The sequence below is a fragment of the Pseudomonas sp. URMO17WK12:I11 genome (genome assembly GCF_007677725.1).
In the GTDB taxonomy this organism is placed as follows: domain Bacteria; phylum Pseudomonadota; class Gammaproteobacteria; order Pseudomonadales; family Pseudomonadaceae; genus Aquipseudomonas.
On record NZ_VEDF01000004.1, the window covers coordinates 268,400 to 291,877 of the forward strand.

Sequence of the window (23,478 nt, forward strand, 5' to 3'; positions counted from 1 at the left end):
GCTTGCCAGTGGTGGATTCGCCGCCATGAAAATCACCCGGCACACCCGCATGCTGACGGCCTGGACGCTCTATGCGAGCGTTCTGTTCAGCCTGTTGCTGTGCGGCCTGCACCACGGCCAGATGGGCGGCTTGCGCCTGGCCGGCCTGGAAGGTGGTTTCTGCTCGATCAACAGTGAGCACGGCGTGGCCATCGACCTCGATGGCGCCGGCGGCGACCAGCATCTGGCCCAGCTCGACTGCCCGGTGTGTTCCTCGTTTGCCCTGGCAGTGCCGCTGAGCCAAGGTGCATGGGCCTACGCCATGCTACGCGCGCCGGGCACCACGCCCATCGTGGTGCGCAGCTGGGCGCAGCCTCCGCCGCGTCACCAACGCCCCGCCCTTACACCCCGCGCGCCACCCTCGCCTCTTTACGCACGTATTGCCCTTATCGCCTGACCTCATGATGGGCGCGCCTGTTCGCGCGCCTGCGGTCAGCCATGATTCTTGCGTGGAAGAAACTTCAGCATGCTGCACAAAACCTCCCTGGTGCTTTTGATGGGCACCTGCACATTTGCCTGCGCGCACGACCTTGCCGTCGAACTCGACGCCACCCGCGTCGATGCCGAGCCCCAGGCACCCACTGGCGTGCAACTGGACGAGCCGCTGCGCACCGGCTCCCGACTGGGCCTGAGCGCGCGCGAGACGCCTGCGTCGGTGAGCGTTGCCGACCGACGCCTGATCGAGGCCCGCGATGCCAACGACAGCCAGGACGTGATCAACGCCATGACTGGCATCAACGCCTCGGCCAACCCCGGCTATGGCGGCTTCGTCAGCTACCGCGGCTTCACCCAGAATCAGGTCACCCAACTGTTCAACGGCATCAACCTGGGTTACAGCAGCGCCACCCGGCCAGTGGACGCCTGGATGCTCGACCGGGTCGAGCTGCTGGGCGGGCCGTCCTCGTTCCTGCATGGCGCAGGCGCGGTGGGCGGGTCGATCAACTACATCACCAAGAGCGCCACGCGCGACCAGCAGACTGTCGATGCCCGTGTGCGCTACGCAAGCTTCGATGAACGTGAGCTGGCCGTGGGCGTCAACCAGGCGTTGGCCAGCGACCCGGCCGTTGCCCAGCATTTCATGCGCCTGGATTTCAGCCGCAGCCAAGGCAACGGCTATGCCGATCGCAATGCGCGCAAGACCGACAGCCTGGCGTTGTCGCTGCTCAGCGACCTTTCGCCCAACCTCACGCACACCCTGGCGATCGAATATCAGCAAGACCGTGAGGATAGCCCCTACTGGGGCGCTCCGATCTTGCCGGGGCACAGCGCCATGAAGATCGACAAGCATCGGCGCTTCGAGAACTACAACGTCGCCGACGGACGCTACGAGCAACGGGTGCGCTGGCTGCGCTCGATGTTGGACTACCAGGTCGATGGCGCCACGAGTGTGCACAACACCTTGTACCACTACAGCGCCCAGCGTGATTACCGCAACGTCGAGCGCTACAGCTACACACAGGCTGGCAACTTACTGCGCGCCAGCCCTTACCTGCAACGTCATCAGCATAGCGTGCTGGGGGATCGCCTGGAGCTGCGCCATGACCAGCAACTGCTGGGCCTGGCCAGCCAGTGGGCGCTGGGCCTGGACTATTCGCACATGCGCCAGAGCGTCTACCCCACCGCCGGCAATTGGAGCGATGAAGTCGATCCCAAGCAGTTCGACCCTGGCAGCTTCTACACCATCGCCGGGGTCGACAGGGGCCTGACCAAGCAGCGCCGGCATGTTACCGACAACCGTGCGGCGTTCGCCGAAAACCGCCTGCAACTGAGCGAGCGGCTGGCCTTGCTGACGGCCTTGCGTTATGACTACCTGGACATGCACGTGCGCAACTACGGCGCGGTCAGCGCAAGCTCTCCGGCGCGCTTCGAGCGCCGCTGGGAGCCGCTGTCGGGGCGTGTGGGCCTGACCTACGCGCTGACGCCTGCAGCCACCCTGTATGCCCAGTACAGCACCGCCGCGGACCTTCCGGCAGGCTCCCTGGCGGCGGCGACCTACGCCAACGTTGGCCAGTTCGACCTGTCCAAGGGCGAGCAATGGGAACTCGGCAGCAAGTTCGACTTCTGGCAAGGACGCGGCGCCGCCACCGTCGCGCTGTACCAGATCGTGCGCAGGGATTTTGCCGTGCGCGATTCCAGCAACCCCAATCTGACGGTACAGGCCGGGCAGCAGACCTCGCGTGGCGTCGAGCTGTCCGGACGATTGCAGCTCACCGCCAAGCTGCTCGCCGAAGGCAACTACGCCTATGTCGATGCGCAGTACGACACCTTCAACGAAGCGGTCAACGGCGTGTCGGTGTCACGCAAGGGCAATGCGCCGGTCAATGTTCCGTCCCAGGTCGCCAACCTGTGGCTGAGCTACGATTTCACCTCGGCCTGGGCGGCGGGTGTGGATGCACGCTATGTCGGCGCGGTCTACGCCGACAACGCCAACACCCTCAAAGCGCCGGGCTACACGCTGTTCGGTGCCTTCGTCCGCTACCGAGTGGATGAGCACATCAGCGTGACTGGACGGGTACGCAACCTTACCGATCAGGTCTACGCCAAGCAGGCTTATGGGCAGCAGTACTACATGGGCCCACCCCGCACGCTGGAAGTCGCAATGGACATGCGCTTCTGAGACCGTGTCGGTGCCTGCCGGCAGCAGGCACCGACGTTGGGAAGTTTCCTACCTGCTGTCGCGCCACATTCCTTCTCCGCCATCGTCGATACTTAGCGGCCTCATCCATGCCGGCTCTTGGCAGCCGGCGCCTCGACTAGGACCGTGCCGTGTTCCAATCCGCTTTGCCCAAATTGCTCGTGCTCATTACGCTCTCGAGCCTGGCTGGCTGCCAGACCAGAGCCGCCTTGGAGAGCCAACCGCCGACGAACGAGCGCTTCATGCGCGAAATGCAATACGCCCTGGCCCAGAGTATTGCCTCGGCCAGCACCGGCAAGCAGGTCGGCGTCGTCAGCCTGAAAGTCATCCTCGATCGCAATGCGGCTCCGATCGCCTGCAAAGCCAGGCGTCCGCTGCCAAGTGCAGAGCTGCTGCTGCCCTCCGATGTCTCTCGGTCGAACTTCCAGGCTTTGGCCAGCATGGTCGAAGCGCAGTGCTGGAAGACTGTCTATCCCATTGCTCCTGAGGCGATGTATGGCGAGCGCGGCTATCTTGAAGTGGTTGCACCGCTGGCGGTTCACCTGCCTGCAGCCTTGTACGCGCCCGGTGCCGAGCAATGGCAATACAACGCCAAACGTGCGTATTTCTGGCAGCACTTGTTCGGTGATGAATCACTCACCAGCGTCGGCAAGGCCACGGTGTACTATCAGACCGATGCCCAGGGCAAGGTCACAGGATGCCTGGTGCAAATGGCCGAGCACCCATTGCGGACCCGCGATTTTCGCCTCGACGGCGCACTACAGAGCCGACTGGCCCAGCGCTGCATGGCCATGGACCTGCGACCGATGCCGGGCTTCGCCGCCGACGTGCAGGGTATTGCCAGGGGCAGCGTCAGGCTTGACTACGCGCCTTGGCTGAGCGCAAGGCCCTGAAAAGCGCCAAGCCCTGCGGCTCTATCAGGCATCTTGAGGTCGCCCTCGACGAAGCGCGCCACGCCCTGCGCCGGTTAACTGGTTGCCGATAACAACGATGGCGCGCCTGAGCGCGCCACATTCTTCCAGGCTGCCCATGGAACCGGAGAGCTTCCGTATGTCCGCATCGCATGAGGTATCACCCGCCACCCTGCGCAGAGTCATCGCCGCTTCAGCCATTGGCAACTTCGTCGAGTGGTTCGACTTTGCCGTATATGGTTTTCTCGCCACCTTGATCGCCAGCCAGTTCTTCGCCAGCGGCGATCCCAGCGTGGCTTTGCTCAAGACGTTCGCCGTGTTCGCCGTAGCCTTCGCCCTGCGTCCCCTGGGAGGCGTGGTGTTTGGCGCCTTGGGTGATCGCCTGGGGCGCAAGCGCATCCTTTCATTGACGATCCTGTTGATGGCTGGCTCCACCACCCTGATCGGTCTGCTGCCGACCTACGCCAGCATTGGCCTGGCGGCACCGGTGTTGCTGACCTTGGCGCGCTGCCTGCAAGGCTTTTCCGCCGGTGGCGAGTACGCCGGGGCCTGTGCCTATCTGATGGAGCACGCGCCGCGCGACAAACGCGCGTTCTACGGCAGTTTCGTACCGGTTTCGACCTTTTCCGCCTTTGCCTGCGCGGCAGTGATCGCTTACGGGCTGGAGGCCAGCCTGTCCGCCGAAGCGATGGCCGCCTGGGGCTGGCGCATTCCGTTTCTGGTAGCTGCGCCGCTGGGGCTGGTGGGCCTGTACCTGCGCTGGCGCATGGAGGAAACCCCGGCGTTTCGCCAAGCCCTGGCCCAAGGCAAGGAGCATGAACACTCGCCGCTCAAAGCGACCCTGCGCAATCATGGCCGGGCGATTCGCAACCTGGGCATGTTCATCTCGCTGACGGCCTTGTCGTTCTATATGTTCACCACCTATTTTGCAACCTACCTGCAATTGGTGGGCAACCTGACCCGCGCCCAGTCCCTGCTGGTGACCACCGTGGCGCTGCTGTTCGCCGCCGTGGGCTGTCCACTGGCGGGTGCTTTCTCCGACCGGGTCGGGCGGCGCAAAACCATCGGCTTCACCTGCCTGTGGGTAATGGTCTGCGTCTTTCCAGCCTATTGGCTGGCCAGCTCCGGCTCGATGACAGGTGCTTTACTGGGCGTCATTCTGCTGGCGGTGGGGGCATTGAGCAGCGGTGTGGTGACCGCGGCCTTGCTGTCCGAGAGCTTCCCGACCCGCACCCGCTACACCGCATCGGCCATTACCTACAACGTGGCCTACACCTTGTTTGGCGGGACCGCGCCGTTGGTGGCAACTTGGCTGATCAGCCAGACTGGCAGCAGCCTGGCACCGGCGTTCTATCTGGTGGTGATCGCCCTGGTGGCGCTGGTAGGCGGCCTGGCACTGCCGGAAACGTCACGCATCTCCTTGCACGATGACGCACCTGACGAGACGAACCCAGTAGCGCGCCCCTCCCACTGACAGCCGCAAGCTGCAAGCTATAAGTAAAAGCACGTCCGCGTTTAGCCTGGAGCTTGTAGCTTGCCGCACTGCTGGCCTTCGGGCTGTAGCGGTTCGGTAATCGCCCACTTTGCTGCCTCTGCGACACCCTGGCCGATTGACTCAATTAACCACCCAGTACAAACATAGGGCATTCAACAACAACAAAGTGATGCCCCATGACACCCCTCATCCTTGTGCTCAACGGCCCTAATCTGAACATGCTGGGCAGCCGTGAGCCCACGCAATACGGTCATGAAACCCTTGCCGACATCGCCCAGGACTGCGCCAAGACGGCGCGCGCCCTCGGCTTGGGCCTCGAGTTCCGCCAGACCAACCACGAAGGCGAACTGATCGATTGGGTCCATGCCGCGCGCGGCCGCTGCGCGGGTATCGTGATCAATCCGGGAGCGTGGACGCACACTTCCGTAGCCATTCGGGATGCCTTGCTGGCCAGCGAGGTGCCGGTCATCGAGGTGCACCTTTCGAACGTGCACAAGCGCGAGCCCTTTCGCCATCTGTCCTTCGTGTCTTCCATCGCCGTCGGTGTCATCTGCGGGCTGGGCAGCCACGGTTATCGCATGGCCTTGAGTCATTTCGCCGAACTGCTGATGGAGCCCTGCCCATGAGTCGATCGGCGATTCTCGCTGGCCTGATCGGCCGCGGTATTCAGTTGTCACGCACCCCCGCCCTGCATGAGCACGAAGGCGATGCCCAGCAATTGCGTTACCTGTACCGATTGATCGACGCCGACCAACTCGACCTGCCGGACAGCGCCTTGGCGCAATTACTCGACGCCGCCCAGCACACAGGTTTCACCGGGCTCAACATCACCTATCCGTTCAAGCAGGCGATCCTGCCGCTGCTCGATGAACTGTCAAACGAGGCACGCGGCATCGGTGCGGTCAACACGGTCGTCCTCAAGGATGGCAAGCGCATAGGCCACAATACCGACTGCCTGGGCTTCGCCGAGGGTCTGCGACGCGGCCTACCAGGCGCCACCCGGCGCCATGTCGTGCAGTTGGGCGCAGGCGGTGCAGGCTCGGCGGTGGCGCACGCGCTCTTGAGCGAAGGGGTCGAGCGCCTGGTGCTGTTCGAAGTGGATCAGGCACGTGCCCAAGCACTGGTCGCCAACCTCACCCGTCAGTTCGGCCCCGGGCGGGCGGTGCTGGGCACGGCGCTGGCCGATGAAGTAGCCGCCGCCGACGGTCTGGTCAACACCACGCCAGTGGGCATGGCCAAGCTGCCCGGCACGCCGCTGCCCGTGCACCTGCTGCATGCACGGCTATGGGTGGCAGAGATCATTTACTTTCCGCTGCAGACCGAACTGCTTGGCGCCGCCCGCGCGCTGGGCTGCCGCACCCTCGACGGCAGCCACATGGCGGTGTTCCAGGCGGTGAAAGCGTTCGAGCTGTTCAGTGGCAGGCAGGCCGACGCCGAGCGCATGCAGGCGCATTTCGCCCGCCTGTCCTGAAGCATGTGACGCCGATCAGTCTTCCAGTGGCTTGGGCGGTGCCGCAGGTTTGGCCGGCTTGCCAGGCTTGCTGTCCTTGGCCTTGGGCTCTGGCGTGGCGGCTACCGGTTCCGGAGCGACCGCTGCTTTCTCCGAGGCCGGCAGCTCATCGACGGCCTTGAGGATGGCCTGCGGATCGATCTTCTCGCCGGAGTCGTCGTCCTTGAGCACATGCGGCTCACCATCCATGCCGACGAGAATAACTTTGGTGCCTTTGCTGGCGCCGAGCTTGAGCTCACGAATCAACGCCATGGTGGTCTGCTGCTCGAGGTTCTTGTCGTCGCGTTTACCGACCATCTGCGCGACGCTATAGAGCACCAGCTTACGCTCCTTGAAAGCGGCCTGGGTGGCGGAGTCTTTGAGCGCCTCGTTCAACCCGCGCAGGGTTGGGTCGGCACTGCTGGGCGCGATCACCACCAGGGGACGGGCTTTGCCCACCTCCTTGGCCAGCGGTGCATCACTGTCGGCGGCCCACAGTGGGCCTGCGAGGGCGAGCAAGGTGGCGAGGGTCAGCGACCGAACGAGCATGCGTATCTCCTTATTCTCTCGATAAAGCAAAAGACTACAGATCATGGAGAAAGATCCGACGTGCGAGCCTAATGCACCGTTGCCCGGGAGGCTTGTAATAGAAGGTAACCTGTCATTTCAGCGTGCCCCCGGCAACAGCCAGATCGACACCGGCTGTTACCGTGAGCATAGTCCAAACTCAGGCACAGCAGGGCCTAGGGCTGACCTATCCCCGCCGCTTGGGCGCTTGTCTCGCTGAGCAGAGGCAGGGTCAGCGTACGCATCAAGTGACGTCGGGCTTGCTCTCGTTCATCACCGATGGCGTTCATGCCTTCGGTGTAATCAGCTTCATCGGTGGCTTGTGCCTGGCGGGTCAACTGCTCCAGGCGCTCGTGAAACGGTGCGTCGAGCGCCTCGAAGCGCTCGCGGTAAGCGCTTTGCAGATGGTCCTGCCAGAAGGTGCGGCTGATCAACGAATCAGCCAGATTGGCCGGGGTCTCATCGACGATCAGGGCCTGACGAGCACCGGCGATGCGCTGCGCGTTCACCCCAGAGACGGCCTCGAACAACATGTCTTGCGGCTGTGCGGGCAAGTCGAACTCGTCACGCAAAGCCAATCGGTAAGCCAAGCCCACTTCCACTTGGTCCGGGTCGCCACCGCTGGCCTGGCGCGCCTGGATGTCGGCCAGCACCCATTGATCGAGGCGGTCCAGACGCCACAGCTGACGGCCCAGGTGCAGCAACGCGGCCTGACTGTCACCGGCCACGGCGTCGGCGCGGGCGCGCCACACCAGCATGTGCAATTCGAGGTTGCTCAAGCACAGCGCTGCGCCGTCCTGGCAATGCAGGGTCTCGGTCGCTTGGCTGAGTAATTCCTCGGCCAAGGTGGGATGGTCGATCATCGCACCCATCATTGCGAACACACGATTGGCCAGCGCCTGCGGCCGCTGCTGGAATTCAGCTGCAGTTTGCAGCAGCTGCAGCATGTTGAAAAAGTCGCCGCTACCGGGCAGCGCCTCGACTTCATCCCACGTCGACGATTGCAGGCCGCGTTCCGTGCTGTCGGCAGCATCCAACCAAGCCTGGCGAGACGCCGCACCCTGCTGCGCAAGCGCGCCAAGCTCGGGAATGGCGTTGGCTTGCATGAACACTTGAAGCCGTTCGGCTTCAGCTGCAGTCAGCGGATTGTTCTCCAGCATCACTGAACTGCTGATCCAGATGGGCGAACGGTAGAAATGCGTGGGCAAATGGCTGATCTGGTTATCGCGCAAGTCCGCCACCAACAGCTCCAGGCGGTCCAGCAGCCCCGGGGGAATGCTGTCTAGACCGGTTGCCCGAAGGTGCAGGCGGCGCAAACGCTCCAAGCGGTACAGCGGGAAGGTTCGCGCCAGTGGGTTATGCGACAGGTTGATGTATTCCAGGCGCTCGCAGTTACCCAACAGCGATGCCTGTTCGGCATCCAGCACGATCGCGTTGCGATACAGATCCAGCCGGGTCAGACGCTGCATCTGCAGCAGCCCAGGGGGCAAGCGCGTCAGCTGATTGTTTGAGAGTTCCAGGGTCTCCAGGTTGGGGAAGGCCTGCAGGAATTCCAGCGGAATATCGCCCAGGTTCATGTCCAGCAACGACAGTTCGCGCACATGGGCAAAGCTGGCGGCGGGCGGCAGGCTGGGCAGGCTGCCAAGGTCCATTGCCCAGACGCTGAGCCGGTAACCCTCCGGTAACTGCGGATGATCAGCGCCAACCGTGGCACGCCGCTGCCAGCAGTTGATCAAGGTTTCGCGAAAGTAGCGGCGCTCGGCGCGTTGCGACGCATCGCCGCTGTTGGCCGTCCATTGGTGCAGGTGGATATCCAGCGTTTCGAGCTCGCGCGCCAGACGAGCAACGGTTCGCTCGACCGACTGCCCCCCATTGTGCACATCATTGACCCACGCCATGACCTGAGCATCGTTGAAACCTGGGTACAGCATACGCACCACCGCGAACAGCGCTGCCGGCCTGCCGCGCCGGGCACCACGGCCACTGAGCGGATAGCCGATGCGACCGTCGGGCAAGCGCCGTGGCGGTTGCCACCAGCCCCTCGATGGTCGCACTGCAAGGAGCTGCTCGACCTGCGCACGGTTGCCCCGCAAGCGCTCGGTCAGCCATTGGCGCAGGCCAGGCGCGCCAGGCCGGCGGATACCCAGGCGAGCCCGATGCCGCTCGTCCAGGCCGTGGGCCAGGGCGTCGAACACATCACCGGCCTCGCCCAGCGCGCGACCCCGAGCGTCATACAACTGAAAGCGCCCATGCTGGTGCACCACATCGTAGGATTCGACGCTGCCAGGCTCACCGTAACTGGCCAGCTCGACGCCGTGGGGAGCGTCCTCGAGCAAACGCCAACGGCGCCCAGTGCTCCACTGCGCGACCTGATCGCCCAGCGCCAATGCCAGCCGCGCCGTGTCAGCCGGCTGCGTTGTCTCGATGAAAAAACCCTCCACCGCGCGCGCCAGGCGAATGCGTCGGGCCATCGAGCGCGCCTGCTGGGCCAGGCGCAACGGTACCCGCCCCGCCTCCAGCAGCCCTCGCTGGGTGCCGGCTGATGCAACCAGCTCGGCAGCGCCGAGCCGATGCAGTGTGGGAAACTGCCGGCGCAGTGTCGCAAGTGCTGGCGTATCACTTAGCTGCAGCGCGTCGTAGCTCAGCTGAAAAAGGCTGCGACGCTGGGCCCTGATATCCTCGGCGATCGAGCGCCCAGACAGCCCGTGGCTGCCACGTAGATGCTCGGCCCATTGCTGCAGCAGCGTGTCGGTGACCGGTTCGTCGTCCTCGAGCGCCGCGAGCACACCGTCGATGCGCTGATTGAGCAGCGCGCGCATCATGCTGTCGGTCAGCTCCGCGCCTGGTGGTTGCAGATTGACGTGCAACGCGCGCAAATGTTCGGCGTCGAGCCCCAGGCCAAGCAGCACCTGCTCGATACGCTCAGGCAGCAGGTCTTGAAACCCGCTGCCCAGGCGGCGAAACAACTGTGCGGTTTCAGACCATGTGCCCGGCTGCTCGAACCACAGGCGCCAGGCCCCAGCGTTATTGTGGTGAAACCGCGGCCAATAGCCCTGCTCGCCCTGTAGCTGCCAATGGCCGTCGCTGGCGCGTTGCGCCACCGGATAGTGACGGCCTTCCAACGCAATCCAGTTGCGCTCCCCGTGATGCAAGACGCCCAGGGCATCTTCACGAGCCGCGGCTGCAGGTGTCTGCCGATAGCCCTGGGCAAGCTGTGGGTCGACCAGCCGGACCGAGCCGTCTTCCAGGTAGGCCGGGATCAAGCTATCGACCCAGGGCGAGCGGGCCCACATACCCCGTGCCAAGGACACGCCAGCTGCTGTGGCGCCCATCCAGGCAAGGTCGCCGGCGACGTTGAGCAGATGATCCAACGCCTCACTGCTGTCCCCTTCCCGCCAGGCTTTGGCCCCGTGGTAAACCTCGCTGAGCAACTGCGTGGCAGACACCGCCAACAACGCCACGCCCAACACCGGGATGAATAGGCCCGCCAGGTTGAGCAGGGTCCAGCCCTCGGCAGCCAGGCGCTGATCGTGCGCCAGGCGCACCGCTTGATCCACCCGGGCGGTGGGCACAGCGATCATCGCTGCATCGTCCTTGAGCTGATCGATGCGGGCATCGGCCAGGCGGGCGAACAACGGCTGCCGATAAACGCTCATGTGCTCGTCCAGAGCGATGTTCGCCAGGTCCGACACATCGGCGTAGCCGCTCTGCACCGCGCCAAAGAAGCCCTGGCTGTGCCGGCGTCGAACGAAGCGGCTGAAGAACCGCTGATAGTCCGCGTTACGCAGGCGTTTGCCCAGTGCATTGGCGAAGTGGCGCAGATCGGCATGGGCACTCCAGGCGCCTTGGGCATCGCCCGGAATGTACGCCAGCACGCGCCAACTGGTGGTGCGCAGCACGCCTTCGTCCAGTACGTCGAGGATGACGATCTGCTCCAGGTCCACCCCAAGCAATGCCAGGCGCTTGGCCACCACCGGCCTCGCCTCCAGGTGCAAAGGCTCATGCAGCTGACACAACCGACTGATCAATTGAAGCTCGGCGTCGGTCAACGTTCCTTGCAGCCTGGCCAGGTGGGCATCGGCCAGCATCGTGTGGCGGTAGGCGCGCTCCATTAGCGAGGCTACGCTGGGGCGCTCGGCGCTCGGGGCTGCTCGCAGGCGTTGCTCCAGGCAGTGCTGGTAGGCGCCGCCCAAGTCCAGCGCGCGGCAAAGCGTGGCAAATTGCGTGGCCGGCAACGGCTTGGCCAGCGGCGTGCGCGGGTTCAGCAGGCGATTACCCTTGGGTTGCCCGCCAGCGAGGGTTTCGTCTTCAGCGAAATTACGCAGCGCGGCTTCCAGCAGTGGCATCTCGCGGTAGACCACTTCGGTCAAGTGGGCGCCGACTGGCTGGGAGTTGATGACCGGTTGTCGATACCCGGCCAGAAATTTCCAATGCTGGCTGGCAACCGCCTGGCCCTGCTGCGCGGCGAGCGCTTGTTCCAGCCGGGGCTTGGCGAACGCCTCGATGCTCGGCAGGTCGGCCAAGGCGGCGTTGACTCGCTGACGAAAGTACTGGCTGAGCTTGAGCGCATCGGTCAGGGCAGCCACCTGATGAGGGCTGCCTGCCCGCAGCCAGGCAGGCAAGCGCTGCGCGATCAGATCGTCCTGAAACATCTGCTCCAGGTCCAGCGGACCGGGCAGTCGAGCCTGTGCAAGGGTGGGAGTGGCCATGAGGCGTCTCTTGTGCATGAGGAGACGCCAGCGTAGGAACCGGCCTTGGGCAAGCGGCACTAGATACCTAGCACCTAAGGGTGCTAGCCGTCACAGGGTCAATGCGTCCGCTTGCGGCGCGCTGATGGACAGCGCGTCGAGCGTGATCTGCAGCATCAGCGCGTGTTCGGCGTGGCGTTGCTCGGTGTATACCTGGGTGATCTGCTCCAGCCGTTGCGCTTCTGGCTGTTCACGGTCTTCCTCGAGCGCGTCAAGGCGCTGTCGATACGGCGCGTTGCCCGCCTCCAGCCGCTCAGCCTGACTGATACTCAAGTAACTGCGCCAGAACTCGCGGGCTACCAGCGACTCGGCCAGGCGCTCATCAGTCTCACGTTCGAGGACTTGCGCACGGGCCAGCGCAGCACGCTCGTCGCTGACCCCTGACACACCCCGGTACAGCATGGCGGTGGTCTGCAGCGGCAAGTCCAGTTCGGTGCGCAGTGCGGTTCGATACGCCAGCATCACCTCGATCTGATCGGGATCGCTGCCCGCCTGGCGGCGCTCCTGAATATCCAGCAGCGCGAGGCGATCGACTTCGTCCAGGCGCCACAACTGCCGGCCCAGGCGTAGCAATGCCTGCTCACGCTGGCCCGCCGCCGCGCCGTGTTCGGCGCGCCAAACCAGCACTTGCAACTCCAGGTCGGCGAAACGCAGCGCGACGCTGTCCTGGCAGGTCAATTGGTGGGCACTGCTGAACAACGAAGCGCGCAACGTGCCATCCTCATGCATGACCTTGAGCATGTCCATCACGCGTCTTGCCAGGGCAAGCGGACCACGCGGTTGGCGATACTCGGCAGTACTCAGCAGACCTTCGAGCAAGTCGAAGAACGCCTCTGAACCTTCCACGGCTTCCATTTCATCCCAATAGGCCCCCAGTTCAACGCGCGCCTGCTGGCCGATGCTGTCCATCCAGCGCAGCCGTTGCGGCACCACCTGCGAAGCGCCGCCTGGCGCAGGGTGGCGTGCCCGCAATGCCAGCTGCAGGCGCTGCGCCTGCGCGGCTGTCAACGGGTTGCCACGCAATTGCACATCACCGCCGACCCACAACGGCGAGGCGTAAAAATCCTCAGGCAGTTGCGTGATCAGATTACTGCGAATATCCAGCCTGCGCAGGCGGGGGTGCGCGACGACACCGTGGGGCAGTTGGTCAAGTTCGGTATGGGCCAGGTGCAGCTCGTCCAGCCGGCCCAGTGCACTGACGGAAAAGCCGCGACCGAGCGGGTTGTACGCCAGGTTGATGTAGTTGAGCTGTTCGCAGCAGGCCAGGATGGTCGACTGCGCAGGGTCGAGCACGATCTGGTTGTTGGACAGGTCCAGGCATTCCAGGCGACGCATCTGCAGCAGCGGTTGGGGAATGCGCGTGAGTTGATTGTTCGGCAACTCGAGGATGCGCACATTGGCGAACGCCCGCCAGAAGCTGTCGGGCACCGACTCGATCCCCATGCTGCGCATCGACACCACCAGCACGTGGTCGAAGCTGACATTCGCTGGCAGTTCAGGCAGCGCCCCGGGCTGGGCGCCGTACAGGCTCCAGCGGTAACTGGCACTGAGTACCGAGGCATGGGCGTCGCCGCCGGCGCGGCGCTGCCAACAGGCGCGCATGGCTTCCCGGAAAAACCGCCGCGCATCCCGCTGGGCGTCGTCGCTGGCCGAGCGCACCCAGCCGTTGAGGCGATCGTTCAAGGCCTGGTACTGGCGCTCCAGACGCGCCAGTTCGTGGGCGACGTTCAGCCCGGCGCCAGAGGTTTGTTCGAGCCAGGTGAACAGTTGCACGTCGGTAAAGCTGGGGTACAGATCGCGCAGACGCGCCAGGGCCGAGCGCGGCAGCCTGCCGCCCCACGCGCCCGCTGGCCCCCTGCCGCTAAGCGGATAGCCCAAGCGCCCATCGGCCATGCGCAGCACAGGCCGCATGGCCCCGGCCGCTGCCCGTGCCGACGGATGCAGCAGGCGCTCCACCTCTGCCGTGTGTGCTTCGGCCTGGCGGGTAATTGCCGAACGCAACCCCACGGCAAACGGGGAACCCAGATCCAGCGCCTGGCGCAGGGGTTGGTCGAAAGCGCCAGCCAGCACACTGAACAGCTCGCCTGGCGCAGCAACGGCCTGGCCGCTTGCCTCGAGCAGCTGATAAAGGCCGTTGCGGTGCAGCAGGTCGAAGGCGCGCCCCTGGCCCAGGTTTGCCGCCAGCAGCGGCCCTTGCAGGTTGGCCTCGAATAGCCGCAGCCGTGGCACCGCCTGGCTGCCGGCGAGGTGGTCGAGCATGCCCAGGGCCAGGCGCGCATGGTCAGCCGTTTGCGGCACATCCAGGTACAACGCCTCCCGCGCGCGGACGATCCGCGTGCGGGTCACGCAAGCCCTGGCAGCTTCTGCCAGACGCAGCGCAACTCGCCCACTGGCGTGCAAACGCTGACGTTCGCCGGCGCTGGCCGTGCGCAACAAGTATTGGGCATCCAGGTGGTGCAAGCCTGGGAAAATCCGGCGCAGCGTGGTGATCTCAGGCGTCTCGGTATCCTGGATGGCCTCGTACACCTGCTGGAACAGCACTCGTCGATTCTGCATCACGTGCTGGACCAAGCGCTCTCCTGCAAGCTGCGCTGCGCCCGGCAAGCGCTGGGCATGCGCGAGCAACATGGTGTCCGCGACCGCCCCGCCGCGCTGCAGGTTGGCAAGCAAGCGGTCGATTCGGCGGCTGAGTTGGCTGCGAATCACGCTGTCGATCAAGCCGGCAGACGGGGCCTGGCTGAAGACATGAAGCGCACGCAGCTGATCGGCGCTCAGGTCATGCATGTTCAGCACCTGATGGATCTGCCGTGCATCGAGGTCTGCAAATCGTCCGCCCAGGCGCCGGAACATACGCGGCACATCGTCCCATTCGGCAGGTTGTTCGCTCCACACCCGCCAGGCGCCGGCACCGTTATGCCGTAATCGCGGAGCATGCCCAGCGATGGACAACAGCTGCCAAGGCTCGTCGTGCACAGGCTCGCGCACGGGATAGAACTGGCCTTCCATTTCAATCCAGGCTTCAGGACCCAGGCGGTGTACGCCGAGCGCATCACGCCTGGCGCCTGGCCCTGGCGGGCTGCCGCGGTACGGACTCAGATCGCCGTCCCACAACGCCTGGCTACCATCCTCCAGCTGTGCAGGCACAAGACTGTCTACCGCCCAGGCGCGTGCCCAGATTCGCTGTGCTGCGCCGAGGCCTGCGGCCGTCGCGCCCATGACTGCCACGTCTTTGGCTACATGCCCCAGATGCAGCAGCGCCTGGCGACTGGCGCCCGCATGCCAGGCATCGACCGCCTGAAACGTCTGCTGCAGCACTTGCCAGGCCGTGACCGCCAGCATCACGCTGCCTAGCGCCGGGACAAACAGGCTTGCCATCCCCAGCAACGTCCAGCCTTCGGCGATCAGGCGCTGCTCGTGAGCGACCTGCACGGCGCGGTCGAGCCGGGCAATCGGCATCAACAGGGTCGCCGCGTCATCTTTGAGCTGGTCAATGCGCGCCTGGGCCAGGGATTCGAACAACGGCGCGGGGTAGTCGCGCAGGGTTTCATCCAGGTCGATGTTGGCCCAAACGGTCAGATCAGCATAGCCTGCCAGCACCTGGGCGAAAAACGCCTGGCTGTCGCGCCTGCGCACGAAGCGGCTGAAGAAGCGCTGGTAGTCTGGTTGGCGAAGGCGCTGACCGAGCACCTTGCGCACGAATTTCAGCAGGTCGTCATGGGCATGCCAGGGCCCCTGCGGATCGCCCGGAATGTAAACCAGCACCCGCTTGGACGAGCTGTACAGCGGTGCGAAGGTTTCGTTGCGTACATCGAGCACCACGATTTGTTGCAGGTCGCATCCCAGCACCTGCAACTGGCGGGCGATCACCCGATGACCGTCGAGGCGTCCTGGCTTGCCCTGGCGCCACAGATCGATGACCAGTTGCAGTTCCGCATCGCTTAAAATCCGCTGATGGCGCGCCCTGAACGCGTCGACCAGCATGCTGCTGCCCGCCAAAGCGCCAAGCCACACCTTGACGTTGGCCGGCACCGCCGCAGGCAACAGCACGCTGTCCAGGTGCTGCTGGTAGGCGCCGCCCAGATCCAGCTCGCGGCAGAGTTGTGCGAAGGCCTTGGCGCTGATGCCCGGGACCTCACGATTGGCGTCGTCGCGCAGGCCCGCATGGGCAGGCAAGCCGCCGGCGCCGGCCTGCCAGGCGGTGAAGTTGCGCACTGCGGCTTCCAGCAATGGCACCTGGTAGTACACCTCTTCGGTCAACGGCACGTGAATGGGCGCATAGCTCGACAGCGGAATCTTGTAGGCGTTGCGAAACCATAACTGGCGCAGCGGTACGGCGATGGCGTAGCGTTCGATCAACGCGCCCTGCAACCTGCCCTCGACGAAGCGATCGATTGGTTCGATGGCCGCCCATCGGGCGCGCAGACGCAGGCGCGCATCGACGCACTGCTGCAGCGCCGCATGGAGCACGTCAACGCGGGCCGGGCTCCAATCGTGCACCCAGGTGGGTAAGCGTTGGGCGAGCAGATGGTCTTGATAACCCTGCTCAGTGGCGCGTGTCCGCGCGTTGCTGATCGGTGATTCAGAAGCGGATGTCATGTGAGCTAACCTGCGCGTGGCGAAAAACGCGAAGCTAGGGTCTGGCCGCATACCGAGGCAGCTAACCGGCTAACACCTGCCTAGAACAACAGCATCTGGCGATCGATCAACGCTGCGAAATCGTCGCCGACGAAGGGCAGGATCGCGTCGGCGATGGGTTTCAATTGCCGCTCCAGGTAGTGTTCGTAGTCGATTGGCGATGGCTGATGTTCCAGCGGTTCCGGGCCCGCTGTTGTCATCACGTAGCTGATCGAGCCGCGGCGCTGGTACTGGCGCGGGCGACCAAGCCGATCGTTGTGCTCGTCGGCAAGGCGCGCTGCGCGTACATGCGGCGGCACGTTGCGCTGGTAATCGGCAAGCGGGCGGCGCAGGCGCTTGCGATAGACCAGCAGCTCGTCGAGCTCACCGGCCAGGGTCTGGCGCACATAGTCACACACATACTCGCGGTACGGCTGACCGCGGAAAATCCGTCCGTACAGTTCCTGCTGGAAGCGCCGAGCCAGCGGCGACCAGTCGGTGCGCACCGATTCTAGGCCCTTGTAGACCATGTCCTCGCTGCCATCGGCGCGTTGCACAAGCCCCGCGTAGCGTTTCTTGCTGCCCTCTTCGGTGCCGCGGATGGTGGGCATCAGAAAGCGTCGGTAATGCACCTCCAATTGCAGTTCCAGGGCGCTGACCAGACCCAGGGTAGCTTGCAGGTGCGCCTGCCACCACTGGTTGACCTGCGCCACCAGCGCCTGGCCGATGCGCGCTGCGTCCGCTTCGTCGTGGCTGCTCTTGAGCCAGACAAAGGTCGAATCGGTGTCGCCGTAGATCACTTGGAAACCTTGCGCCTCGATCAGCGCGCGGGTCTGGCGCATGATCTGATGCCCGCGCAGGGTGATCGACGACGCCAGGCGCGGGTCGAAGAAGCGACAGCCGCTTGAGCCAAGCACGCCGTAAAAGGCATTCATGATGATCTTCAAGGCTTGGGAAAGCGGTGCATTGCCTTCGCGCTTGGCCGCTTCGCGGCCCTGCCAGACGCGCTCGACGATCGCCGGGAGGCAGTGCTGGGTGCGCGAGAAGCGCGCGCCGCGAAAACCCTCTACCGAATGCTCGTCATCCGCCTGGCGCAAGCCTTCGACCAACCCCACTGGGTCGATCAGAAAGGTACGGATGATCGACGGATACAGGCTCTTGTAGTCCAGCACCAGCACCGAATCGTAAAGCCCTGGTCGCGAGTCCATGACGAAACCGCCGGGGCTGGCCTCATCGGCACGGCTGCCCAGGCTTGGCGCGACGAAGCCCAAACGGTGCATGTGCGGAATATACAGGTGGCAGAACGCGGCCACCGAACCGCCGCTGCGATCCACCGCCAGCCCTGTCACCGAGGCGCGCTCCATGAGGAAGTCGAGCAGCCGGGTATGGGCGAATATGCGCGTGACCAGCTCGCAGTCCTTGAGGTTGTAGCGGGCCAGCGCCGGCTTGTCCTCGGCGAACCGGCGGTTGATCTCGTCCATGCGCTGATACGGGTTATCGATGGCCTTGCCCTCCCCCAGCAAGGTCTGCGACACATTTTCCAGGCTGAACGAGGGAAAGCTCCAGGTCGCCGCGCGCAAGGCCTCGACGCCATCGATCAGCAGCCGACCCGGAGCGTCCACGAACACGTGGCCACCGCCAGCGTGCCGGCGCAGGTTGAGCGGCGCGCCGTTACGCCCGAGCGTCAGCGGTACCTGCAGGGCCTGGGCATGTTCGTGCAGCAAGCGCAGGTCGAACTGGATCACGTTCCAGCCGATGATCGCATCTGGATCGTGCTCGGCCATCCACTGGTTCAGGCACAGCAGCAGATCCGCGCGGCTCGCGCAGTAATGCAAGGCGAAGTCGACCGCGTCGGCACAGCCGTTGGCAGGCCCCAGCATGTACACCTGGCGCTGCCCGCAGCCCTCGACGGCAATGCTGTAAAGCTCGCCGCGTTCGCTGGTTTCGATGTCCAGCGAGGCCAGGCGCAAGGTTGGGCGGTAACCGGGCGAGGGCTTGAGCTGCGCCTCGCAATACACCCCGTGCTCATCGAGGCGGCCGACGAACTGCACAGGCGCGGTGATGAAGCGCTCCATCAAGTAGCGGTCCGGCGGGCGAATATCAGCCTCGAGTACTTCGATGCCAGCGGTGCGCAGGCGTTGTTCAAGCTGCATCAACTGGCGATGCTGACGGGTGTAGAGGCCGAGCATCGGGCGCTGATCGAAGTCCTTCAGGCGCAGCGGCTTGAGGTATGCACCTGATTCGCTGGCAAGCAGCAACCGTGCATGCTCGGCCTGGGCCTGGGCAATGAACGCCACCGACTCCTGGGGCGCCAGGCGCAACAGGCGCGGCCCAGCGTCGGTGGCCAGCCAGAACTCCACGCACGTGCCGTCGGGCGTGTCGTACCAATGCCGGGTCAGGATAAAACCCTGCTGCAACTCCACCGCGTCGACCTCTGCTAAATAAGAGGATTCTACGCTAGCGCGCCAGCAACGGATGATCAGCCGTACAGATAGTCGATGTCCTTGTAGGCCAGCGCGGGTACCTCGCTGAGCAGAAAGTCGCGCAGCTTGTGCATCTGTCTGGCCTTGGGGCTGTTCTTCAGCCAGGTCATGTAGTAGCCGTCGCCGGTCGACACGGCATGCTTGAATGGCGTCACCAGGCGCCCAGCGCCCAGGTCGGCGGTGGCCAGCACCAGGTCGACCACCGAGATCCCCAGGCCTTGCTGGGCCGCCGAAATGCCCTGGTCGAGGGTATCGAACACCTGGCCCTGGTCGATGCTGATGTCCAGCGCGTCCATGCGAGCCAGCCAGCGCCGCCAGTCGCGCCGATCCGGCGAAGGATGGAGGAACTCACAATCGCGCAAATCGGCCAGTGCCGGCTGTGCCTGCGCCATGTAGTCGGGATGGCACACCGGGATCAGCCACTCATCGAACAGCTTGACGCTTTCCACGTCGGCAGGGAAAACCCCATTGCCCAGCAGGATGGCGCAGTCGTAGGGCTCGGAGTAGAAGTCCACCGAATCGATGTCCATCCATACGCTGGACAGCTGCACGCTGCAGTTGTCTTCGAGCTTCTTGAAACCATCGAGCGCGCGCAGCAGCCAGCGTACGGTCAAGGTCGACGGGGCCTTCAGGCGCAGCCCGTAGCGATCCTGGCGCAGCAGCGCGCAGGCGTTCTCGATGATCTTGAAACCGACCTTGAGCTCCTGCGCCAGCAGGCGACCGTGTTCAGTCAGGCTCAGCTTGGGGCCACGGCGTTCGAACAGATCGCAGCCAAACATCGCCTCGAGGGTTTTGATGTGATGGCTGACCGCGCCCTGGGTCAAGGCCAACTCTTCAGCAGCGCGAGTGAAGGAGCCATAACGCGACGCCACTTCAAAAGCGCGCAGGGCATGCAACGCTTGAATCCGTTCCGACATGATGCCCTCCAAGCATGAGTGAGACTAATAGTAGGTCATAGTTCCACGCGTTTTACAACGTCAGGAGCCTCTCAGAAAATGCAGTTAACTAACAAAGATAATTACGCAACCTGCCTGCATATGAGCTGAATGCTCACTTACTTCTACGCCTGGGGAAATCATGTTTACGGGTTATGGAAACTGCTATCGCCTGGACGCGCTAGAGCTGGCCGCTGAACATGTGCGCACTACCGACCATTGGACGCACCACACCATTCAACATTTTCGTGCAGTACTTGCCAACCCTGACTTTCCCTGCCTGTTCGGGCGCAAGGCAGTGGCCGGCGCATCCTGCCACATTCTTTTCGCGCGTGCCGAACAACTGGCCGATGACATTGCCCAGGGCCTGGCCGAATACGTCCGGACCGTCACCCCGCTGCCGGTCAAGCAACGCATTGGCAGTCCACTGGTGGTGTTTCTCGAAACCGCTGCCCACAGCACGCTGGCCGAACAGCAGGCGCTGGCCTGGAAGGTACTGCGAGGGGTGCATGCGCGCGACCCGCACCCTTGGCCGCAGGCCATTCCCACTGACCCGCACGACAGCAACTGGTCGTTCTGTTATGCCGGCATGGCGTTGTTCATCAACATGAATTTCCCTGGCCATCGGCAGATGAAGAGCCGCAACTTGGGTGCACACATTACGTTCGTCATCAATCCGCGGGAGAACTTTGACGAAGTGGCCAACGCCGCTACCGAGAGTGGGCAACGCATCCGCGCCCGCATCCGTGACCGGGTGCGGCATTACAACGACGGCGTCATGCCGGAAACCCTGGGCTTTTTTGGCCAGGACGACAACTTCGAATGGAAGCAATACCAATTGCAGGAAGCAGGCTCGCTCAATCCGTCGCGCTGCCCCTTTCATGCCCATGCGACAACCGACACCCTGACCGAGAATTGACCGTGAATACCGCACTGACCCTCACTTATGCCCTCACCGTCCTGCTGCTGATCGCCACCCCCGGGCCGGTGGTCGCGCTGATCGTCAACACCGCAGCCAAGTCCGGCTCGCGCAAGGCCATCTTCACCGCAGTCGGCACCAATTGGGCATCACTGGTGCTGATCGGCGCCGCGGCCTGGGTCATCCTGACCAGCGCCGCCATCGACAAGGCCTGGCTCAGCGGCATGAGCCTGCTGGGCTGCCTGTTCATCGGCTATATCGCCGTAGGGACGCTGCGCGAGTGCCTGCAAGCCCCGGCCGGCGAGGTTGCCGAGCAGCCTGGCAAGGCCGGCCGTGGTGGCCTGTGGCAAGGCTTCATGGTGGGGATATCCAACCCCAAGGACATCATTTTCTTCATCGCCTTCTTTCCGCAGTTCATTCAGATCACCGAATCGTTCAGCAAAAGCATGGTGGTGCTGTCGCTGCTGTGGGTGCTGATCGATTTCGCCGTCCTCAGCCTGTACATCTTCGCCATTGGCAAGATCGCTTCGCAGCGCAGCAATCGCATGATTTCCCTGGCTTCCGGCATCGCCCTGCTGCTGATCGCCGCCGGCGGCCTGGCCTACAACCTCAAGGAGCTGGCCGGCTGAGCGCGGCCAAGCTTGCACGCCTGATCCACAGGAGCGCCCATGACATCGTCCGTTTGCACTACGCACGCTTTGGGCCCCTCCTCGCCACTGCATGAGGATTACCAGCGCTTCCTGCAGCTGGGCCAACGCCGTGCACCGCACAACCTGCAAGTGAACGAGCGCGGCTATCGCTCCGGCACCATCAATACCGATGCCTTGGGCCTGCGCTACAGTCACCTTGCCGGCCAGCGCTTCTGCGCCGCCGAGGCCGATGCAGCACGCCGGGTGAACCTGCTGGTCGGCGGATCCACTGCCCTGGGCATAGGCGCCAGTTGCGATGAACACACAGTGGCCTCGCAGCTCTCGCTGCTGACCGGCGAGGTCTGGCTGAGCCTGGCCGGATGTGGACTCAATGCCAGCCAGGAACTGCTGCTGTTCCTGACCCACCAGCACCGCTTCGATGACGTCGGCCATGTGGTGCTGCTGAGCGGGGTGAACACCCTCGCCCATGAAGCACTGGGCGAGGTGCTCGCCGGCCCGCACGATCCACGGTATGCCAAGGCCCACCGGGCGTACCTGAACAGTTTCAACGAAGGCATGCCCGCTACCGGCCCTGCTGTGCGGGAGTCTCTATGGCAGCGCCTGGGCCATGCCCTGGCACCGCGCCGCGATCAGCCTGTGCCCGATTGGCCGTTATCGGCCCCAACTCAACGCCTGGCTCGCGCGGCCGATTGCATTGGTCGGACCTTGCGCCAGTGGGACCGCCTGCTGGCCGACAGCCACACGACCCTCACGTTCATCTTGCAGCCCTTGCTGCCTTGGTGCCGCGACCATCTGCCAGCCGGCGAGCGAGCGATGCTGGCGGCGCGTTCGCAACAACCGGCCAATTTCGAACGTCTGCTCGAGGGTACCTTCGCCAGCCACCTGCAAATGGATTTCTTTCAGCGGATCAAAAGCCAGGCGCAGCCCGTGCCCTGCTACGACATGAACAGCATGCTCAGCAGCGCGCTGGCATTCGATGCAGAGCTGTTCGTCGATCGCTTGCACATGAATGACCTGGGGTATCACGCATTGGCCCAGGTGATCACCGCCAAACTGGGTCTGACCCAGGATCAACACGGGCAACGCAAGGCGCCGCCGATCAAGCTCGTCTGACCAATGCACGCTGGGGTTTCGGTTTAGGCCCGGCCATGGCTAGAATACCCCGTCGTTCCGATCCGCCTGAGGCGTACGTGAAGTTGTGATCTATCATCGAACCGCTCACCCGCACCTGGCAGCCTGCCGGTGCCATTCATTGCTCGGGGCGTGCCTGTGAGCCGCTTCATGTTGGCGTCCGCGCTGGTCATCGCCGCGGCTCCGCTGAGCGCTAGCGCGCTCGACGTACGCATCGATCCGCATGCCGACCTGCTGTACCGCCAGGCCCTGCCCTTGCTCGAACAAGCCGACAATCAGGATGACGACAGTCTGTTGCGTACCTCCGCCGCCGGTGATCCGGAACTCAATCGCCAAGGCCAGGCGATGGCGCGGACATTACCCACGGCCGTGGCCTTGCTGAAAAAGTCAGTCGAGCTGGGCCATCCGGTGGCCCAGTATCGCCTGGCACTGTATTACGCGACCTACCTGCCCGCGGCGCAGATCCCCGATGCCGCCTGCCCGTTGCTGGAGTCCAGCCTCAAGCAAGGCTTTGCTCCACCGGCGACAGCGATCGCGACCTTGTGCCCCCCCTACAACGCCAGCCCGGCCTACCGTGAGGCCCTCGAGGCGGTGCCGGGGATGGCCACACTGTACGCATCCTACTACCCGCAACCCGCCGCACGCCTGGCCTGCAACCGCAGCCAGCCGCAGGGATTGCAGATGCAATGGGGTCGTCAGCGGGACTATCAGGCCGAAGTTTATCGCCTGCTGGGCGACCTGGACCCACAGCACCGGCAATCCTTGCTGCAGAAAGCCGTGGAAATCAACGGCTGCGCTGCTGCGCAACAGCGCCTGACCAGCCAGCGCTAGCTCACACGGGCCGGCGGCAAGTAGCAAGATC

At 64.2% G+C, this 23,478-nt stretch carries 15 protein-coding genes; 10 read left to right on the forward strand and 5 right to left on the reverse strand.

Annotation, left to right across the window (positions count from 1 at the left end; genetic code table 11):
* Positions 1-25 precede the first annotated feature (25 nt).
* The 6 genes from FS665_RS09985 to FS665_RS10010 all read left to right on the forward strand — a co-directional run bounded on the left by FS665_RS09985 (position 26) and on the right by FS665_RS10010 (position 6,551).
* Positions 26-436, forward strand: a complete 411-nt coding sequence (locus tag FS665_RS09985) for a DUF2946 family protein (protein WP_145187144.1) — start codon at positions 26-28, stop codon at positions 434-436.
* A gap of 69 nt (positions 437-505) precedes the next feature.
* Positions 506-2,656: a TonB-dependent siderophore receptor gene (locus FS665_RS09990; RefSeq protein ID WP_145187147.1), complete on the forward strand. Its 2,151-nt coding sequence runs from the start codon at positions 506-508 to the stop codon at positions 2,654-2,656.
* A gap of 260 nt (positions 2,657-2,916) precedes the next feature.
* Complete coding sequence (locus tag FS665_RS09995; RefSeq protein ID WP_256675077.1) at positions 2,917-3,567, forward strand: hypothetical protein; 651 nt, start codon at positions 2,917-2,919, stop codon at positions 3,565-3,567.
* A gap of 157 nt (positions 3,568-3,724) precedes the next feature.
* Positions 3,725-5,059 (forward strand): MFS transporter, encoded by a 1,335-nt coding sequence (locus FS665_RS10000; protein ID WP_145187153.1) that lies wholly within the window; start codon positions 3,725-3,727, stop codon positions 5,057-5,059.
* A gap of 197 nt (positions 5,060-5,256) precedes the next feature.
* The gene (gene aroQ / locus FS665_RS10005; protein WP_145187156.1) at positions 5,257-5,706 is read left to right on the forward strand and encodes a type II 3-dehydroquinate dehydratase; all 450 of its coding nucleotides are present in this window, start codon (positions 5,257-5,259) and stop codon (positions 5,704-5,706) included.
* Positions 5,703-6,551 carry a shikimate dehydrogenase gene (locus tag FS665_RS10010; protein WP_145187159.1) on the forward strand — a complete coding sequence of 283 codons (849 nt, stop codon included), beginning with the start codon at positions 5,703-5,705 and terminating at the stop codon, positions 6,549-6,551. The genes aroQ and FS665_RS10010 overlap by 4 nt, the downstream gene beginning before the upstream one ends.
* 15 nt (positions 6,552-6,566) lie before the next feature.
* Here FS665_RS10010 and FS665_RS10015 read toward each other — a convergent pair whose 3' ends face one another.
* The 5 genes from FS665_RS10015 to FS665_RS10035 all read right to left on the reverse strand — a co-directional run bounded on the left by FS665_RS10015 (position 6,567) and on the right by FS665_RS10035 (position 19,898).
* The gene (locus FS665_RS10015) at positions 6,567-7,118 is read right to left on the reverse strand and encodes a DUF4174 domain-containing protein (RefSeq protein ID WP_145187162.1); all 552 of its coding nucleotides are present in this window, start codon (positions 7,116-7,118) and stop codon (positions 6,567-6,569) included.
* Positions 7,119-7,312: 194 nt separating this feature from the next.
* On the reverse strand, positions 7,313-11,845 hold the full coding sequence (locus FS665_RS10020; protein WP_145187165.1) for an NEL-type E3 ubiquitin ligase domain-containing protein: 4,533 nt from the start codon (positions 11,843-11,845) through the stop codon (positions 7,313-7,315).
* Positions 11,846-11,935: 90 nt separating this feature from the next.
* The gene (locus FS665_RS10025; RefSeq protein ID WP_145187168.1) at positions 11,936-16,480 is read right to left on the reverse strand and encodes an NEL-type E3 ubiquitin ligase domain-containing protein; all 4,545 of its coding nucleotides are present in this window, start codon (positions 16,478-16,480) and stop codon (positions 11,936-11,938) included.
* Positions 16,481-16,560: 80 nt separating this feature from the next.
* On the reverse strand, positions 16,561-18,921 hold the full coding sequence (locus FS665_RS10030) for a DNA polymerase II (protein WP_145187171.1): 2,361 nt from the start codon (positions 18,919-18,921) through the stop codon (positions 16,561-16,563).
* Between the two features lie 56 nt (positions 18,922-18,977).
* Entirely contained in the window at positions 18,978-19,898 is a 921-nt protein-coding gene (locus FS665_RS10035; protein ID WP_145187174.1) for a LysR substrate-binding domain-containing protein, read from the reverse strand.
* 160 nt (positions 19,899-20,058) lie between these two features.
* Here FS665_RS10035 and FS665_RS10040 point away from each other — a divergent pair, with 160 nt between their 5' ends.
* The 4 genes from FS665_RS10040 to FS665_RS10055 all read left to right on the forward strand — a co-directional run bounded on the left by FS665_RS10040 (position 20,059) and on the right by FS665_RS10055 (position 23,447).
* Positions 20,059-20,835 carry a YqcI/YcgG family protein gene (locus FS665_RS10040; protein ID WP_145187177.1) on the forward strand — a complete coding sequence of 259 codons (777 nt, stop codon included), beginning with the start codon at positions 20,059-20,061 and terminating at the stop codon, positions 20,833-20,835.
* 2 nt (positions 20,836-20,837) lie between these two features.
* Positions 20,838-21,464, forward strand: a complete 627-nt coding sequence (locus tag FS665_RS10045; protein WP_145187180.1) for a LysE family translocator — start codon at positions 20,838-20,840, stop codon at positions 21,462-21,464.
* 39 nt (positions 21,465-21,503) lie between these two features.
* Positions 21,504-22,598: a hypothetical protein gene (locus FS665_RS10050; RefSeq protein ID WP_145187183.1), complete on the forward strand. Its 1,095-nt coding sequence runs from the start codon at positions 21,504-21,506 to the stop codon at positions 22,596-22,598.
* Between the two features lie 168 nt (positions 22,599-22,766).
* Positions 22,767-23,447 (forward strand): sel1 repeat family protein, encoded by a 681-nt coding sequence (locus FS665_RS10055; RefSeq protein ID WP_145187186.1) that lies wholly within the window; start codon positions 22,767-22,769, stop codon positions 23,445-23,447.
* Positions 23,448-23,478: the final 31 nt, after the last annotated feature.